The organism is Agrobacterium sp. CCNWLW155 (assembly GCF_036888815.1).
In the GTDB taxonomy this organism is placed as follows: Bacteria; Pseudomonadota; Alphaproteobacteria; order Rhizobiales; family Rhizobiaceae; genus Agrobacterium; species Agrobacterium radiobacter.
This window is the reverse complement of sequence record NZ_JBAKFW010000007.1, coordinates 203,395-219,579: the sequence shown is the minus strand read 5'-3', so window position 1 is coordinate 219,579 and position 16,185 is coordinate 203,395. Positions and strand designations below refer to the sequence as shown.

Sequence of the window (16,185 nt, the reverse complement as noted above, 5' to 3'; positions counted from 1 at the left end):
GCCCCTCCTATAAAGTCGCCAGTTCGGCAATGGATAATCCCGCCCGTATTTTTTCCAGCCGCTCATTGGCCTTGGCGGGCAGCAGAAATGCGGGTCGGACACCCGGCGGACGAAGCAGGCCGCGCAGGGCGAGCTCCTGCATGACAGGAAAATGGGCCGCCGCAATCTTGCCCATCCAGAACGGATCGAGCGCGCCGCCCCTGCGCAGATGGTCCATCACCTCGGCCAACCCGCGCAGATAAATCGCATCCTTGGAGAGACCCCCGCCGCGATAGATGCGCAGCACCATGTTGAAGGCCGCGGCCTCGTCGAAACCGTGTTCGCGGGTCATGATGCGGAAAGTGTCCACGAAAGTCGCACCATCCAGCATGGCGGCGCAGCCGACGACGCGGCCGGCGATCAGCCGCAGGCGCTCGCGCGTCATGCCGCCGGCCAGATGTTCCGCCAGCACCGCCAGCCCTTCCTGCACGCCCTCATAACCGGAAAGGCCGGTGCGGAAGAGCCGCAGCCCCTGAAATGAGCCGTTGAAATAGGTAAGAAGATGCACACCGATCTCATGCGACAGGAGCGCCTCGACACGGCGCTGTTCCATGACAGTATGGCGGGAGATCAAGAGCTTCTCGCCCGTCACCATCAGGCCGGGTGGCAGGTCATCACGGATTTCGACGCGGGCCTTGAATTCCGGCTCCTCGCCCAGATAGGTCTCGACCATTTCGCGCGACTTCCTGGCGACCACGTAACAATCCACCATGGCGATTTCGCCGCTTTCTTGCCTGTGCGGGCAATCCTCAAGCACGCGAAGCGCCAGCGTCAGAAGAGCGGGTTCGACGGCGCCATAGAGGGCGCGTGAAAAATCGGTGAAGGTGCGATGATGCAGGCTCGCCAGCATCGTCAGCTGCAGATCGATCTCCCGCTGTTTCTCCCGGTAGAGATGATAGAGCACCGGGTCTTCAAGATGGTCGAAGACGACGGAATAGAGCTTGCGCTTCTGCTCCTCCACATCCACGCCCAGCGGCCGGTAAAGCAGGCGCGGCGCGTACTGGAAGCTGCCATCGCGAAACTCCTCGAATGCCCGCCGCGCATTGATGGGCGTGACGGAGAGAAGAAAATCGAAGGAGGAGACAATCTCGTCGATCGACCGGTCGGCACGTTTGACCGCATCGACAAAGGCCTTGCGGCCAAGCGCCCGGTGACTGGTGACCTTCAGCGCATCCATGCCGGAGGAAAAAGACGAAAAGGCCTGCAGACCGGCATCGAAGAGATCGGCAATCATCGTCTCGCGCAGACCGGGATAATCCGCACCGGATTCCGGCTGGCGATAGATCGGCGCGAAGCGCACGCTGATGCAGGGAAAATCCAGTCCGGCATTCTGAAACCGGAGGACCGGGTCGGCTTCCGGCTCCGGCCGGGTGATGCGCGGCGTGCGAAAGCGCACTTCGGCATCACAGACCGCCTTGATGAAGACCCGGCGCGCTTTCTGGGTTTCCGGTTCTGACGTCGCCGAGACCGAAACCTCATAATGCGGCAGGAAGGGAGAGTCGTCGGCGAGCAGGATGTCGTGTTCAAGCTCGCCAATATCGAGAACAATAAAGGCGCCGAAACGCTCGCGCATGAGCGCGCCGACCGCCTCGATCAGCGGCGCGGCCTCCTGAATGTTCGAAGCGATGAGATAGGAGGCATGGGCGGCGGCGATGTCGCGCGCGGCGAGATCTTTCGTGCCGCCCGTCAGATGCAGGCAGAGGAACGGCAGCGGTCGGTCGATGTGCAAACGGCCGTCTTTTCCGACATCGCGGCGGATGGCCTTGCCGGCTTCCAGGCACAACACCACGTCATCGACCAGATCGGTGATTGGGGATGGCGCGCTGCGGACGGGTGAGAGGTTCATCGCCGCGCCCTCAGACATTCTTCGAGAACCGGCTGGAGCGTTGCGATCGCTTCACGAATATCCGCCACCACGCGCTCATCCGGCTTTCCCGTCCACTCGTCCATGAAGAATTTCTTGAACTCGATTGCAATGGCGCAGCCATTTTCGGCGAAACGCTCGTGGATGAAGCGCGTCTGCTCGCCCTTGCCCTGAAACGCCACATTCTCGCGAACATCGAGACGGCGTCCGCCGATGGTCGCAGACGCGAAATGATGACCGACCGCGCTGACGACATCGCCCCATCGGCTGCGATCCATGGAAAAGGTGCCGATATTGATATCGGGCGCCTCCGCCTGCGCCTTCGCCGGTGCGTCGGCGCCCTGCCGGCGATGATTGTAACTGTGCACATCCAGCACCACGAAAGCACCATGCCGTCGCTCGAGCGTTGAGAGAACGGTTTCAAGCATCGCGTAATAATCGGCGTGGAAATCGAGCGATTGCCGGCTGGCCTGTTCCGGCGGCGTCTGGTTCCAAACCTCCAGCCCCCAGGATTGTTCCGGCTTCAGATAGATCGCCTGATCGGTGGCGCGATTGAGATCGACTTCAAAACGGGAATGGTGAACGACGATCCGGTTCGTCAATCCGGCGACCATCTCGCCGGTAAAGGGATCCTCCTCTCTCAGCCGCTTTTCCGGCGAAAGAGCCATCAGATCGGCTATATCCATGCGGATGAAATGACCGTCATGGATGGCCGTGCCGATAACGGGCGAATTGCCGAAATCGATCGACCAGAAGCCCCTGTTTTCGTTGTTACCCCGGTATTCGCCGTCACTCTGTGTGGCTGCCATGCTGCCTCCCTGCATCGGGGATAAAACAACACGACATGTCCGTTTGTTCCGGTAAAAAATTGCGCACTATTCATTTGTGCCTGGCAATGATGCCGCCCGAAAAAACTGCGGAACCATCCTTTAAAGCTCACGTTGTTCCAGCAGGAGGGCCGCCGTGTCAAACGGACACGATGGTGCCGAAGAACACCGGGATTTTTCCGTTTTCTCCCGGTGGCCAACGAAATGGCAGCCGAGCTTCTTACCCATCCGGCGCCCCTCCGTTCCCGTTTTCCACGCACAAGGAGCTGCGACATGGAAAAGACCGAAACACGCAAACTTGCGGAAGAATATCTGCGGCTCGGCGGCACCCGCAAGGTCATGATCGACGACAACAAGACCTTCGTGCGCCAATGGAAAGCCGAACCGGCGGAAGCCGAGCGATTTTGGCAAACCAACATCGAAAATCTCGATGAGAAGCGCCTCAAGGACGTGGAATTCTTCCTCCCCTCCATGAATTCCGACAAGGACGACTGAACCCAGAAGGAGACAGATATGACTGCCATCAACGCCGCAAAAATCCTCATTCTCGCAACGGACGGATACGAACGTTCCGAGCTGCGGGTGCCGTATGACCAGTTGAAGGCCAAGGGTGCGGACGTGAAGATCGCCGCCATCAAGGAGGGCGAAATCAAGAGCTGGGACAAGAAGAACTGGGGCGACAGCATCACCGTCGATCTCTCGGCCAAGACCGTAAAAACCGAAGATTTTGACGCGCTGGTTCTTCCCGGTGGCCAGATCAACCCCGATATTCTGCGCAATGACGAGGATGCGATGCGGGTGGTTCGCGATTTCGTCAAATCGGGCAAGGTGGTTGCCGCCATCTGCCATGCGCCGTGGCTGCTTGTCGAAGCGGACGCCCTGCGCGGCCGCGACGCCACTTCCTATTGGTCGATCAAGACCGACCTCAAGAATGCCGGTGCCAACTGGAAGGATGAAAAGATGGTAACCGACAAGGGTATAATAACCTCCCGCAGCCCTGACGATCTCGATGCCTTCGTCGCCAAGATCGTGGAAGAGATTGAGGAAGGCCGTCACGAACGTCGCGCCGCTTAAGACACGAACGACATTCCCGTGCCGCCGGTTTCCGGCGGCACTTTTATTTGGGAGGAAGAATATGAAAAGCAGATTGCTGGCAAGCGGCGCGGAGCGCACCTTCATCCTCGTCATCGATCCCGAGGAAGAAGCCTTCGAGGCCATCAGGCGTTTTGCCAGGGCCGAGAACATCAACGCCGCCTCTGTCACCGCGATCGGCGCCTTCGCCACGGCAACGCTCGCCTTTTTTGATCTGTCCACGCAGGACTACAAGGAAATACCGGTCACCGAACAGAGCGAGGTCCTGAGCCTGCTTGGCGACATTACGCTTGACGAGAACGACACGCCCAATCCGCACCTGCATGTGGTTCTGGGTTTTGCCGACGGGTCCACAAAAGGCGGCCATTTTCTGAAGGGCGTGGTTCGTCCCACTCTGGAAGTCGTCATTCGCGAAACGCCCGCAGAATTGCGGCGCAGCTATAACAGGGAATTCGGCATCGCCCTTATTGACCCTGCAAAATAAACCCAACGGAACCGGAAAAACGCCATTGCGTTATCCTCCGCACGAGGGGACGGCATGGCGGTTACGGTCAATCAAAAACATGGGGAAGATGACGAGGTCAGGCAGTTCCTGATCGGCCTTGCGCGCGGCACAGCGGGTGCATTGCTGTTTGCCCTGCCCATGCTGATGACCATGGAAATGTGGTTCCTCGGTCTTTACGTCAACTCATGGCGGCTTCTGCTGCTCTGCATCCTCAACCTGCCGCTGCTTCTTCTTCTTGCCCGCCGCATCGGTTTTGAGAATATCAATTCCTGGAGCCAGGCCCTGCGCGACGCGATAACCGCCTATGGGCTGGGCATCGCTGTCAGCGCGGGCGTGCTCCTGCTGTTCGGCGTTCTGAACGACCAGCTCACCGCCTCCAATATCGTCGCCAAGGTCGCGCTGCAATCCGTTCCCGCCAGCATCGGCGCGCTGCTCGGCCGCAGCCAGCTCGGCCAGCATTCCGACGCAGAGGACGAAGAGGAAGGCGAGTATTCCGGCGAGACAGGTTATCTGCACGAGCTTTTCATGATGGTGGTGGGCGCGCTCTTCCTCAACCTCAATGTCGCCCCGACGGAGGAAATGATCCTGATCGCCTACAAGGTGACGCCCTATCACGTTCTGGCCCTTTGTCTGCTGTCGATCGCCATCATGCATGGCTTTGTCTATGCGCTTCACTTCAAGGGCTCGCATCAGCTGCATGAAGGACAGCAATGGTGGCAATCCTTCATCCGCTTCACCCTGCCCGGCTACGTCATCGCCATCGCCATCAGCATCTATACGCTCTGGACCTTCGAGCGCCTCGACCACACCTCGCTGTCGCAGATCATGAATGCCGCCGTCATTCTCGGTGTTCCAGCCTCGATCGGCGCGGCGTCGGCCCGGCTGATCCTGTGAGGACAAGATGACGATATCGAAAAACGGAAAACAGACGGAAAGCGCCGATCCGCATTGGATCGAATGGGTGACGGGAACCATCTGCACCTTGCTCGTCGCCGCGATGCTCGGCTGGATCGCCTATGACATCTATCGCTATGTACCCGAGGATGCCCGCTTCGACATCGCCGTCACCAGCGTGGAGGGGCAGCCCGGGCAATATCGGGTGAAATTCGACATCCGCAACCTCTCCATGACCACCGCAGCGCAGGTGCAGGTGCGCGGCGACCTGCAGCGGAATGACGCCGCGCCGGAAAACGCCGATGTGACCTTCGATTATGTCGCCTCGGAATCGAAGGACAGCGGCACGCTTTTTTTCCGCAGCGATCCCCGCAGCGGAACGCTCACCCTCACTGTCGCCGGTTATACCGAGCCTTGACCCATTCAGGACATCTTCATGACGACACCGGAACTGACGAAAGAACGCGATCTCAGGGATTCAAAACCGGTCTGGGCCGATAGCCCGCGCATCGGCATCCGCAGCGGGCACACACCCGCCGCCGACCATTACGACACGATCGTCGTCGGCGCCGGCATCAGCGGCGCACTCGTATCCCACGCCCTGCAAAGGCCGGGTCAATCCATGCTCATCATCGACCGGCGCGAACCGGTCATGGGCAGCAGCGTGGCAAGCACCGCGATGATACAGCACGAGATCGACACGCCGCTGACGGAACTCAGAAAGATGATCGGCAGGCCCGCGGCCGACAGGGCATGGCAGCGTTCCGCACGCGCCGTCCTGCGTCTGGAGGAAGTCGTCTCCTCGCTTGGCATCTCCTGCAGCATGAAGCGCAAGCAGGCGCTTTATCTCGCCGGAGACGACATGGGATCGCGCGCGTTGAAAGCCGAAGCGGCCGCGCGCGAAGAAGCTGGCATCGAAGCCCGCTTCCTCTCCGCTGCAGAACTGCGAGAGCAATATGGGCTGGACCGGACCGCCGCCATCCTCAGCGATATCTCGGCCTCCGCCAATCCCGCACAGCTGACGGCCGGCCTTTTGCGCCATACGGCCGGCGCAGGCGCCGAAATCGTCTCCCAGCTTGAGATCACCGATCTTAGAAACCTCGGCAACGAGGTTGTCCTCGCCACCGCCGGCGGCAAGATCCTTTCCGCACGCAATGTCGTTTTCTGCACCGGCTATGAATTCCTGAAAATGCTGGAGAGCCCGAAACACCAGATCATTTCCACCTGGGCTCTGGCGAGCAAAAAGCGGCTCGATCTACCCGGCTGGCTGGAGAACCATATCGTCTGGGAAGCGTCCGATCCCTATCTTTACCTGCGCACCGACCGCGAGGGGAGGATGATCGCCGGAGGCGAGGACGAGGAAAACCCCACCGCCTATCTGTCGGAGCGCAAGCTTTCCGCGAAGGCGAAGACGATCAGCTGCAAGATCGAAAGGCTTCTTGGCGTCGATATGGGAGAGCCGGACTATCGCTGGGCCGCGGCCTTCGGCACCACCACCACCGGCCTGCCGCTGATCGGCGCGGTGCCGGGTATGAAAAACGTCTATGCCGTGATGGGTTTCGGCGGCAATGGCATCACCTTCAGCCAGATCGCCGCCGAAATCGTGGCGGCCGCCGTTAATGGCGGCAAGGACCCGGACGCCGATCTCTTCCGTTTCGGCTGATGCCCGTCAATCCTCCTTGATGCCGGTGGCCACCTGCAAGCGCCGGAGCGTCCAAAGGACAACGATACCGGCGCCGGCGGCGACAAGGGCAAGCGGCCACATGCCGAGACCTGCCGAGAGGCCGATTGCCGCCGAAAGCCACATGCTGGCGCCCGTCGTCAGGCCTTTGACATCCCCTCTCGTATAAACGACCACACCCGCTGCGAGAAAGGCGATGCCCGCCGTCACGGCTTCCACCAGACGGATAGGATCGAGCCGCGCGGCCTCATGACCTTCCGCCATCGTCTCCATCATATGAATGGTGATGATGCAGAAGGTGACGGCAGCAAGGCCGATGAGCATGTTGGTGCGCAAACCGGCCGTGTTCTTGTGAAACTCCCGCTCCAGACCGATCAGGCCGCACAGGATGACCGCGCCAAACACGCGCACCAGCAGTACCTCGAAGGGGATGGAAATATTCATGGAAAATTCTTCTGCAAGGCTCTGGGGCACGTCATGTCTCCTCCCGACATTTATTCCCACTAAGTTCGGAAAGGCTGCGTTGGTTCCGCGCAGCAATATAAACGTTGCGCGCAACCGAGCCGGAACCATGGCAGCGGCAAAGGGTTTGTCTCCCGTGCGCATGGGCGCACATCATGCATTTTCACACATGGGAGAAGGACCAATGGCCGAGAAGAAACTCGACGACCTGTTTTACGACACGCTGAAGGACATCTACTACGCCGAAAGGCAGATCCTGAAGGCCCTGCCGAAAATGGCGCGGGCGGCAACCGACCCGAAGCTGAAACAGGCCTTTGAAAAGCACAAGGAAGAAACCCAGGGCCACGTCGAACGCCTGCAGGAAGTGTTCGAGATCATTGGCAAGCGCGCACAGGGCAAGACCTGCGAAGCCATCCAGGGCATTATCGCCGAGGGCGAGGAGATAATGGAGGACTTCAAAGGCACACCCGCGCTTGATGCCGGTCTCGTTTCATCAGCACAGGCGGTCGAACACTATGAGATCGCCCGCTATGGGACCCTGAAGGCCTGGGCGGAAAAGCTGGGCCACACGAAGGCGGTTTCGCTGCTGGATGCCACGCTCAAGGAAGAGGCAAAGACCGACGATGCGCTGACCGCGCTCGCCGAGACTTCGGTCAACGCCGCCGCCCAGAAAAAGGCCGCGTAATACCCTCAACAACAAAAACCGGAATGGTCACCCATTCCGGTTTTTTATGTGTCTTGAAGACTGCAGAGATTACGGCAGGGTATAGGCGATCACATAATCGCCCGGCTTGGTTCCGACGGAACCGTGACCACCTGCAACCATCACCACATATTGCTTGCCGCCCTCCAGCGCATAGGTCATGGGCGTTGCCTGGCCGCCGGCCGGCAGGCGCGCTTCCCATAGCTGCTTGCCGGTGGTGAGGTCATAGGCGCGCAGATAGTTGTCGACGGCAGCACCGAGGAAGGCCACGCCACCCTTGGTGATCATCGGCCCGCCAATACCAGGCACACCCACCTTGAAGGGCAGTGGCAGCGGCGTCATGTCATAGACCGTGCCGTTCTTGTGCTTGTAGGCGATATCGCCGGTGCGCAGGTCGGCACCCGTGACATAACCCCATGGCGGGGCCTGGCACGGGATTTTCAGCGGACCGAGGAACGGGCCCATGAACACGCCGTAGGGTGCGCCGTCATTGCGGTTCAGGCCCTGTTCGCTACCCTTCTCGTCCTGACCCTTCGGCGGAATGTCGGCGCGCGGCACGAGCTGCGAGGTGAAGGCGAGATAGGTCGGCATGCCGAACATGACCTGGCGTTCGGGGTCGACCGCGACGCTGCCCCAGTTGAAGGTGCCGAAATTGCCGGGATAGATGATCGAGCCGGTCAGTGACGGCGGCGTATAGCGGCCCTTGTAGTTCAGCTGATGGAAGCGGATGCGGCAGGCGAGTTGGTCGAACATGGAGACGCCCCACATGTCCTTTTCCTGCAATGGCTCCGGCTTGAACGACAAGGCCGTCGTCGGCTGCGTCGGTGAGGTGAAGTCCTCAGGGATCGCACCGCCCGGCGCCGGCTCCTCCGTGATCGGCAGAAGCGGCTCGCCGGTGCGCCGGTCGAGAACGTAGATATCGCCCTGCTTGGTCGGGCCGACGAGAGCCGGGATGGTCTGACCGTCCTTGGTGATGTCGAGCAGCACTGGCTGGGCCGGCACGTCCATGTCCCAGAGATCGTGATGAACCGTCTGGCGCACCCAGCGATCCTTGCCGGTGTTGATATCGAGCGCGACGATGGAGGAGGAATATTTCTCCACATTCTCGCTGCGGCCCATACCGAGCTGATCGGGCACCTGATTGCCGAGCGGGATATAAACGAGACCGAGGCCTTCATCATAACTGAAGACCGACCAGCTGTTGGGCGAATTGGTGGTGTAGGTTTCACCCGCCGCAATCGGTTCGGTTTTCGCCGGATTGCCGGAATCCCAGTTCCAGACGAGCGCACCGCTATTCACATCGAAAGCGCGGATGACACCGGACTGTTCCTGCGTGGAATAGTTGTCGTTCACCGCGCCGCCGATGATGATCTTGCCCGCCGCGATGACCGGCGGCGAGGTCGAATAATAATAACCGGCGGGATTGTACTTCATGCCCTGCTCAAGATGCAGCACACCCTGATCGGCAAAAGACGTGCAGACCTGACCGGTGGCCGCGTCAAGCGCGATCAGCCGCGCATCCGAGGTCGGCAGGTAGACGCGTTGGGCGCAGGCCGTGCCTTCAGCAGCATTGGGCTCGGCATAATAGGACACGCCGCGGCAGGTCTGGTGCTGGCGGTCCGGATTAAGACCGACATTCGGGTCGTATTTCCACTTTTCCTTGCCGGTGGCGGCATCGATGGCAATCGCCCAATTATGCGGTGTGCAGATATAAAGCGTATTGCCGATCTTGAGCGGCGTCACCTGATACGTGGTTTCCCCCACATCATCAGGCAGCTTCACATCGCCAGTCTGGTAACGCCAGGCCTCCTTGAGCTGCGAGACATTCTCGACATTGACCTGGGTCAGCGGCGAATAACGCTGTCCATAGGGCGTGCGGCCATATTGATGCCAGTCACCGTCAGGCACATTGCCGCCATAGGCGGGCGTCGCCGAGGCGGTTTCCTGCGGCAGGGAACCTGCCGTGTCGTGTGGATCCTGCGCCATGGAATATCCGGCCACGACGATGGAGGCGAGCACGGATAGCGCAAGCGGCCAGGCGTTCGGCCCATAGCGAAGCCCGGTGGGGCTCGCAAAACCGAGCGGCTTCCGGACCCATGGAACCAGAAGCCACAGCCCGATGAGAATGACGATGCCACCGCGCGGGCCAAGCTGCCACCAGTCGAAGCCAACTTCCCAGATAGCCCAGGCGAGCGTGGCGACAATGAAGACGGCATAGACGTGAAGGGCTGCGCGATTGCGCTTGAACAGCAGAACGGCCGTCAACAGGAAGGCCAGTCCGGAAAGCACGTAATAAAAGCTCCCGCCCAGCATGACGAGCTGAGAGCCGAAACCGAACAGCCCAAGACCGATCAGCGTAAGAACAACTGCAGTGACGGTGACTGCCATGAATGAAACCCCCGATTCCTGTCACTTTGCGTGAAATGAAATCGGGCGCAATCTGGTTCCATGGAAATTATCATCATCGCGAAAAAACTTCACGCTAGGGTGGTCACGGGTTTTGCGGCGCCCCTGTCGAATCCTGTGGCGAGGGGTTTGTCTCTGTCGATGACGGTGGTTGCGCGCGGCCATTCGCGGGATTGTTGTCGAAGCTTCCCGATCCGGACGGCTGCTGCGGCACCGGCGCAGTCTCGGTCTGCGGGTTCTGCGGCAGGTTCTGGTCGGGTTCGAAAACGGAATATTCGACGACAGCCCAGACCACCAATGCAAGAAGCACGCTGACGATCAGAATGACAAGGACGGGACGTCCGCGCGATCCCTGCCGCGCACGCGTTGCCGTTTCGCTTTTCGGAGTATCCCGACTGTCGAGATAGCTGGCATTTTCTCTGGCCATGTCTTTCACTCCCTGTAACCCTGTTGATCTAATCCTTGGGGTCAGGGTTTTGTTCCAGATCGCCGGAGAACGACGTTAACCGCACTCGGCCGGCAAACGCGCCCTGTCACAGTCTTCCGCATCCAGCGCGCTGAAGCTTTGTCCAAGGCCGAGCCAGGAAACCGGCAGGCGTGCTTCGCCGTCGTCCGTTTCCGATGGATCGTCTGAGGAGCTGTCAAAATTCGCCGAAGGCGGGGGCGATGGCGGCCTGTGAAATGTGGCGCCGGAAAAGGAGAGGTGTTGTTTTACCGCATGGCGCCATTGGCGACACAGGTCCAGAAAAGCGAGGATTCTCAGTATCATGATTGTCAGGCAATATATTGATAAAAATAACGCGCCCTGTTTGGCACGTCTGGAAGACATGCGCATCCCCATCGCGCCGCAGCCGCAGCGAATGGTCGGATTGTGCCAACAAACCGTCATAAAGTGTCAGAACGGCGCGCGGCCAATCGTCATCAGCGGCCGAGCTGCACGATCCAGCGTGTCCATTCCGCGCTATCCGGCTTCAGAATATCCGACGTGAGGTCACGGTTTTCCGAAGCGAAATGCCGCATCTGACGCGGCGAAAGGCCGAAAGTCTTCTTGAAGACGCGGCTGAAATTTTCCGGATTGGTGAAACCATAGGACGCGGCAACCTCGGCAATCGTCATATGCGCCGATTGTGGTGCCCGCAGGAAATCCATCGCGCGTTCGAGACGTCGGTGGGTGATGCAGGCCGAAAACCCGCCAAGCGGCTCGAAGAGCCGGTAGACGGTGCGTCGCGACACACCGAATTCGCCCATGACCTTTTCCACCGACAGGGCCGGATCGAGAAGGTGACTGTCGATATAACGGCGGATGGATGCCCTGAGCGCCCGCTGCACGCCCTGCGCATTGTCGTGCCCGACATGATTGTTGATGGCGGCCGCAGCCAGTTCCAGAAGCGGCGAGACCGTGGCTGCGCCCTCGCTGGCGTTCATGACGTCGAAATGGCGATAGATGCTCGTCATCGTTTCGCGCAGCAGCGATACCAGCGGCAAACCGGCCGGCAGCACGCGTTCATGATGATTGCCGGAACCGCCAAGCCTGCCTTCCAGCAGCCGGCGCGGCACGACGAGGCTGAGATGATCATGATCCGACGTGGCAGTGGCCAGCGGCTGCGCCATATCGATGAGATAGAGGTCGCCGGGGCCTGCGGTCTCGCCCGAACCGCGCCGCGACATGCTCTTCCCGCTGGCGTAAAATTGCAGAAGAAAACCGTCCATGCCGTCGCGGGCAAGCTTGTGGCGCGATCGGTCGAAATCCTGCGCCGAGGACTGGGTGCGACCGAGCGCAACATTCCCGATGAAAGCGGCGTCCACGCTGGCGAAAAAACCGTCATCCTGCGAGCGGCGCAGGCGGGCATCAAAAAGCACGTTGATCGAATCCCGCCACAACGCCATGGCGTCGCGTTTCGGCACCTGGCGCGTATCGAAGCGCGAACGCGCCAGCGGCGCTTCAAAAGACCCTGTGTTCATCATGCCGCTTTTCCGTGAACACGGCGCTACCCCCACCGTTCCCGAAAACTATACAGGATTGAAATCGCCTAACAATACCGGAAACCAGCGCGATCGTTCGCTTCAGACGCGTGTGCGAAATTTATTTCGCCGTCCAGCCGCCATCGATCGAAATGGTGGTGCCGGTGATGGAGCGCGCCATATCGCCCGCGAGATAAAGCGCCATTTCCGCCACTTCTTCCGGTTGCACGAACCGTCTGGTCGGCTGCGGCGCAAGCATCACCTTCTTCACCACGTCCTCTTCGCTCATGCCGTGCACGCGCGCCTGATCGGCGACCTGGGCGGCGACAAGCGGGGTCCAGACATAACCGGGGCAGATGGCGTTACAGGTAATGCCGAGTTCGGCGACTTCCAGCGCCACGCTTTTCGTCAGACCCACCACCGCATGTTTGGTCGCCACATAAGGCCCCTTGAAGGGCGACGCGCGCAGGCCATGGGCGGAGGCGATGTTGACGATGCGGCCCCAGCCCCTTTCCTTCATGCCCGGCAGGGCCGCGTGGATGGTGTGAAAGGCGCTGTCGAGCGAGATGGCGACGATGCGGGAGAAATCGGCGAAATCGAACTCGTCGATCGGCGCAACCTTCTGGATGCCCGCATTGTTGACGAGGACGTCGATATGACCAAATTCGGCGATGACGGTTTCCGGCAGATGCGCGCTTTCATCATAATTGGCGAGATTGGCGGAAAAATAGACCGGCCTGTGCCGCGCCGCCTGTGCCACCATCTCCAGGGCCTGCGTCGCCTCCTCCGTCGTCTCTATGCCATGCACCGCGACCAGATATCCCGCTTCGGCGAAACGTTTGGCGATGGCGAGCCCGATGCCGCTGGTGGAACCCGTGACGAGCACGGTTTTCGGTTGATCCTCCATCGGCCTAGTCCTTCAGCTGCGGCAGGTTGCGGAAAAGTTCGAGCGCTTCAGGATTGGCAAGCGCATCGGCATTCTTCACCGGCCGGCCATGGATGGTATCGCGAACCGCGATTTCGGAAATCTTGCCCGAACGGGTGCGGGGAATGGCGCTGACGGCAATGATTTTTGCCGGGACATGCCGCGGCGTGGCGCCCGAACGGATGCGGCTGCGGATGGTTTTTTCCAGCTCTTCCGTCAGGGTCGCGCCGCCCTTCATGCGCAGGAAGAGGATGACCCTCTGGTCACCGTCGATATCCTGCCCGACGGCAATCGCCTCCTCCACTTCAGGCACGGTTTCCACTTGCCGGTAGATTTCCGCAGTCCCGATGCGGACCCCGCCGGGATTGAGGGTCGTGTCTGAACGCCCATGGATGACATATCCGCCCGAAGGGCGCATTTCGGCAAAATCGCCATGCGCCCAGATGCCGGGAAAGCGGTCGAAATAGGCGGCCTGATACCGCGAACCGTCCTCGTCGCCCCAGAACTTCACCGGCATGGACAGATGCGCATTGCGGCAGACGAGTTCACCGGCAACGCCGCGAACGGAATGGCCCTCATCATCCAGCGTGTCAATATCCATGCCGAGCATCGCACCCTGCAATTCGCCGCGATGCACGGGCTGCAGCGGATTGCCGCCGAGGAAACACGCGCAGATATCAGTACCGCCGGAAATGGAGGCGAGATGCACGTCAGCCTTCCAGTCGCGATAGATATAATCGAAGGATTGTGGGATGAGCGGCGAGCCGGTGGAAAGGATCGTTCTGAGCGACGAAAGGTCATGGCTTTCACTCGGCTTCAACCCGGCCTTCAGGCAGGCATCGATAAACTTCGCCGATGTGCCGAAAGTGGCGATCCGTTCGGCATCGATGAGATCGATCAGCCGCGCGGATGTTGGATAACCGGGATTGCCGTCATAGGTGACAAGCGTTGCACCGAGCGCCAGACCGGAGACCTGCCAGTTCCACATCATCCAGCCGCAGGTGGTGAAATAGAAGAAACGCTCGCCTTCCTGAATATCGCATTGCAGTTTCAGCTCCTTCATATGCTGAAGAAGCAGGCCGCCGCCGGAATGGGTGATGCATTTCGGCTTGCCTGTTGTACCCGAGGAATAAAGGATCGCCAGCGGCGCCTTGACGGGCAGACGATTGAAGGCAATCTCGCCCGCCGCATAAGGCGCGACGAAATCCTTGAGCGTCACACAGCCGAGATCGGCGAGGCTTTCGGGAACGGCATCGCCGATCAGCACGATCTTTTCAGGAGCCGCACTTTCCGCCACCGCACGGATGGTCGGGCCGACATCGATGCGTTTGCCGGCATAACCATATTCCGACACGGCGATGAGAATTTTCTGGTCGATCTGCGACAGGCGGTCGGAAGCGCCGGCCGGGCCGAAATCCGGCGAGCAGGATGACCAGATGGCTCCAATGGCGCTGACAGCCAGATAGCTGACGATCGCCTCGATGTCATGGGTGACGATGGCGCCGACGCGGTCGCCTTCCTTCACGCCCGCATCAACGAGCGCCTGCACCATCAGGGACACTTCGTCGTAAAGCTGTCTGCGGCTGATCTCGCGGCGCGTGCCATCGTCGCGATGGGCGATGATGGCCAGCCGATCGTCGGCATCGCGCAGCAGATTTTCGGCGTAACTGAGCCTTGCGCCCGGATAGAACTCAGCGTCTCGTATAGTCTTGCCGGGTTTGAATGCCGTTTCGCTGCGGGTTCCGATAATGCCGAGCTCGTCCCAAAGCGCATCGTAAAATTCGTTCGGCGCGTCGATCGACCAACGCAGCAGGCCGGCGTAGTCATCAGCCGCCTGCTTGTGCAGCTCTGCAGTTCTGGCCGCGAATGAAAACAGAGCCGAGTGCTTCACCCTCTTTTCGGGCGGTGCCCATAAGATGTCGGATGGCGCGGCGTCCGTCATGCTTTGCCCCCGCGCAGCATTTCGACGATGGCGGAGAAATCACGCCCGCCGCTCCCGTCATCAACGAAATTCTCATAAAGCGCCGCCGCAGCTGCGCCGAGCGGGGTGGAGGCCCCGGCACCGTTCGCAGCCTCCTGCGAAAGCTTCAGATCCTTGAGCATCAAGGCCGCCGCAAATCCGGGCTGGTAATCCTTGTTGGCTGGTGATGTCGGCACCGGTCCCGGCACCGGGCAATAGGTGGTGAGCGACCAGCATTGCCCCGAAGAGGTGGAGGCGACATCGAACAGCGCCTGATGCGAAAGGCCGAGTTTTTCGCCCAGCACGAAGGCTTCGGAAACGGCGATCATGGAAATGCCGAGGATCATGTTGTTGCAGATCTTGGCAGCCTGGCCGTTGCCGCCCTTGCCGCAATGCACGATCTTCTTGCCCATCGCCTCCAGCACCGGCTTCGCCGCAGAGAAGGCCTCCGCTTCGCCGCCGCACATGAAGGTCAGGGTGCCGGCAGCAGCGCCACCCGTGCCCCCGGAGACCGGCGCGTCAACAGAGGGGCAACCGGCGGAAGCGGCCAGTTCATGCGCCTTCAGCGCGCTTTCCATATCCACCGTCGAGCAATCGATGAGCAGCGTGCCGGCAGAGATCTTTTTAACCAGATCGCCATAGGCGGAAACGACATGTTCGCCCTTCGGCAGCATGGTGATGATCACCTCAGCCGCTTCGATGGCCTCGGCGGAATCCGCGGCAACGGGAATGCCCGCCTCTTTCGCCGCCGCGCGGCAGGCGTCGGCAAGATCGTAACCCCTGACGGCATAACCCGCCTTGACGAGATTGGCGGCCATCGGCAGGCCCATATGTCCCAGCCCGAGAAAAGCGACGGTCTTCATCG

16 protein-coding genes are annotated in these 16,185 nt (G+C 60.4%); 7 read left to right on the top strand and 9 right to left on the bottom strand.

Translation table 11 applies throughout. The features are described 5' to 3' along the window. Positions 1-7: 7 nt before the first annotated feature. Positions 8-1,885 (bottom strand): flavohemoglobin expression-modulating QEGLA motif protein, encoded by a 1,878-nt coding sequence (locus V6S97_RS20660; RefSeq protein ID WP_112357027.1) that lies wholly within the window; start codon positions 1,883-1,885, stop codon positions 8-10. Next, positions 1,882-2,712, bottom strand: coding sequence for an N-formylglutamate amidohydrolase (locus V6S97_RS20655; RefSeq protein ID WP_112357028.1), 831 nt, complete (start codon positions 2,710-2,712; stop codon positions 1,882-1,884). Before V6S97_RS20655 ends, V6S97_RS20660 begins: the two co-directional genes overlap by 4 nt. 291 nt (positions 2,713-3,003) lie before the next feature. On the opposite strand from V6S97_RS20655, the gene V6S97_RS20650 reads away from it, so the two are divergent. The 6 genes from V6S97_RS20650 (at position 3,004) to V6S97_RS20625 (ending at position 6,884) form a co-directional block, all read left to right on the top strand. Next, on the top strand, positions 3,004-3,225 hold the full coding sequence (locus V6S97_RS20650; RefSeq protein WP_020009963.1) for a hypothetical protein: 222 nt from the start codon (positions 3,004-3,006) through the stop codon (positions 3,223-3,225). Positions 3,226-3,243: 18 nt separating this feature from the next. After that, on the top strand, positions 3,244-3,804 hold the full coding sequence (locus V6S97_RS20645) for a type 1 glutamine amidotransferase domain-containing protein (RefSeq protein ID WP_112357029.1): 561 nt from the start codon (positions 3,244-3,246) through the stop codon (positions 3,802-3,804). Between the two features lie 61 nt (positions 3,805-3,865). Then, positions 3,866-4,306: a PPC domain-containing DNA-binding protein gene (locus V6S97_RS20640; protein ID WP_020009965.1), complete on the top strand. Its 441-nt coding sequence runs from the start codon at positions 3,866-3,868 to the stop codon at positions 4,304-4,306. A 54-nt stretch (positions 4,307-4,360) separates the two neighbouring features. Continuing rightward, positions 4,361-5,221, top strand: a complete 861-nt coding sequence (locus V6S97_RS20635; RefSeq protein ID WP_060723402.1) for a TIGR02587 family membrane protein — start codon at positions 4,361-4,363, stop codon at positions 5,219-5,221. Between the two features lie 7 nt (positions 5,222-5,228). Beyond that, positions 5,229-5,639: a TIGR02588 family protein gene (locus V6S97_RS20630; RefSeq protein ID WP_060723403.1), complete on the top strand. Its 411-nt coding sequence runs from the start codon at positions 5,229-5,231 to the stop codon at positions 5,637-5,639. 18 nt (positions 5,640-5,657) lie between these two features. Then, entirely contained in the window at positions 5,658-6,884 is a 1,227-nt protein-coding gene (locus V6S97_RS20625) for an NAD(P)/FAD-dependent oxidoreductase (protein ID WP_111820671.1), read from the top strand. Positions 6,885-6,890: 6 nt separating this feature from the next. Here the strand turns inward: V6S97_RS20625 and V6S97_RS20620 are convergent, their stop codons facing one another. Continuing rightward, complete coding sequence (locus tag V6S97_RS20620; RefSeq protein ID WP_003508703.1) at positions 6,891-7,376, bottom strand: MgtC/SapB family protein; 486 nt, start codon at positions 7,374-7,376, stop codon at positions 6,891-6,893. A gap of 172 nt (positions 7,377-7,548) precedes the next feature. Here V6S97_RS20620 and V6S97_RS20615 point away from each other — a divergent pair, with 172 nt between their 5' ends. Then, complete coding sequence (locus tag V6S97_RS20615) at positions 7,549-8,049, top strand: YciE/YciF ferroxidase family protein (RefSeq protein ID WP_020009970.1); 501 nt, start codon at positions 7,549-7,551, stop codon at positions 8,047-8,049. Positions 8,050-8,118: 69 nt separating this feature from the next. On the opposite strand, the gene V6S97_RS20610 is transcribed toward V6S97_RS20615, so the two are convergent. The 6 genes from V6S97_RS20610 to mmsB all read right to left on the bottom strand — a co-directional run bounded on the left by V6S97_RS20610 (position 8,119) and on the right by mmsB (position 16,183). Then, on the bottom strand, positions 8,119-10,455 hold the full coding sequence (locus tag V6S97_RS20610; protein ID WP_003508700.1) for a glucose/quinate/shikimate family membrane-bound PQQ-dependent dehydrogenase: 2,337 nt from the start codon (positions 10,453-10,455) through the stop codon (positions 8,119-8,121). 103 nt (positions 10,456-10,558) lie between these two features. Continuing rightward, positions 10,559-10,900 (bottom strand): hypothetical protein, encoded by a 342-nt coding sequence (locus tag V6S97_RS20605; protein ID WP_111784242.1) that lies wholly within the window; start codon positions 10,898-10,900, stop codon positions 10,559-10,561. Positions 10,901-11,394: 494 nt separating this feature from the next. Beyond that, positions 11,395-12,438, bottom strand: a complete 1,044-nt coding sequence (locus V6S97_RS20600; protein ID WP_111792989.1) for a helix-turn-helix domain-containing protein — start codon at positions 12,436-12,438, stop codon at positions 11,395-11,397. Positions 12,439-12,556: 118 nt separating this feature from the next. Continuing rightward, positions 12,557-13,342, bottom strand: coding sequence for a 3-hydroxybutyrate dehydrogenase (locus tag V6S97_RS20595; RefSeq protein ID WP_111820670.1), 786 nt, complete (start codon positions 13,340-13,342; stop codon positions 12,557-12,559). A 4-nt stretch (positions 13,343-13,346) separates the two neighbouring features. Beyond that, positions 13,347-15,302 carry an acetoacetate--CoA ligase gene (locus tag V6S97_RS20590; protein ID WP_334427668.1) on the bottom strand — a complete coding sequence of 652 codons (1,956 nt, stop codon included), beginning with the start codon at positions 15,300-15,302 and terminating at the stop codon, positions 13,347-13,349. Then, positions 15,299-16,183: a 3-hydroxyisobutyrate dehydrogenase gene (gene mmsB, locus V6S97_RS20585; protein WP_111792986.1), complete on the bottom strand. Its 885-nt coding sequence runs from the start codon at positions 16,181-16,183 to the stop codon at positions 15,299-15,301. Before mmsB ends, V6S97_RS20590 begins: the two co-directional genes overlap by 4 nt. Between the last annotated feature and the right edge of the window lie 2 nt (positions 16,184-16,185).

What these genes read in the sequence shown, in the direction of transcription:
- V6S97_RS20625 (WP_111820671.1), top strand. Translation starts at nt 5,658, where the DNA reads ATGACGACACCGGAACTGACGAAAGAACGCGATCTCAGGGATTCAAAA.
- V6S97_RS20600 (WP_111792989.1), bottom strand. Translation starts at nt 12,438, where the DNA reads ATGATGAACACAGGGTCTTTTGAAGCGCCGCTGGCGCGTTCGCGCTTC.
- V6S97_RS20655 (WP_112357028.1), bottom strand. Translation starts at nt 2,712, where the DNA reads ATGGCAGCCACACAGAGTGACGGCGAATACCGGGGTAACAACGAAAAC.
- V6S97_RS20635 (WP_060723402.1), top strand. Translation starts at nt 4,361, where the DNA reads ATGGCGGTTACGGTCAATCAAAAACATGGGGAAGATGACGAGGTCAGG.
- V6S97_RS20610 (WP_003508700.1), bottom strand. Translation starts at nt 10,455, where the DNA reads ATGGCAGTCACCGTCACTGCAGTTGTTCTTACGCTGATCGGTCTTGGG.
- V6S97_RS20660 (WP_112357027.1), bottom strand. Translation starts at nt 1,885, where the DNA reads ATGAACCTCTCACCCGTCCGCAGCGCGCCATCCCCAATCACCGATCTG.
- V6S97_RS20595 (WP_111820670.1), bottom strand. Translation starts at nt 13,342, where the DNA reads ATGGAGGATCAACCGAAAACCGTGCTCGTCACGGGTTCCACCAGCGGC.
- V6S97_RS20650 (WP_020009963.1), top strand. Translation starts at nt 3,004, where the DNA reads ATGGAAAAGACCGAAACACGCAAACTTGCGGAAGAATATCTGCGGCTC.
- V6S97_RS20605 (WP_111784242.1), bottom strand. Translation starts at nt 10,900, where the DNA reads ATGGCCAGAGAAAATGCCAGCTATCTCGACAGTCGGGATACTCCGAAA.
- V6S97_RS20615 (WP_020009970.1), top strand. Translation starts at nt 7,549, where the DNA reads ATGGCCGAGAAGAAACTCGACGACCTGTTTTACGACACGCTGAAGGAC.
- V6S97_RS20640 (WP_020009965.1), top strand. Translation starts at nt 3,866, where the DNA reads ATGAAAAGCAGATTGCTGGCAAGCGGCGCGGAGCGCACCTTCATCCTC.
- V6S97_RS20645 (WP_112357029.1), top strand. Translation starts at nt 3,244, where the DNA reads ATGACTGCCATCAACGCCGCAAAAATCCTCATTCTCGCAACGGACGGA.
- V6S97_RS20590 (WP_334427668.1), bottom strand. Translation starts at nt 15,302, where the DNA reads ATGACGGACGCCGCGCCATCCGACATCTTATGGGCACCGCCCGAAAAG.
- V6S97_RS20630 (WP_060723403.1), top strand. Translation starts at nt 5,229, where the DNA reads ATGACGATATCGAAAAACGGAAAACAGACGGAAAGCGCCGATCCGCAT.
- mmsB (WP_111792986.1), bottom strand. Translation starts at nt 16,183, where the DNA reads ATGAAGACCGTCGCTTTTCTCGGGCTGGGACATATGGGCCTGCCGATG.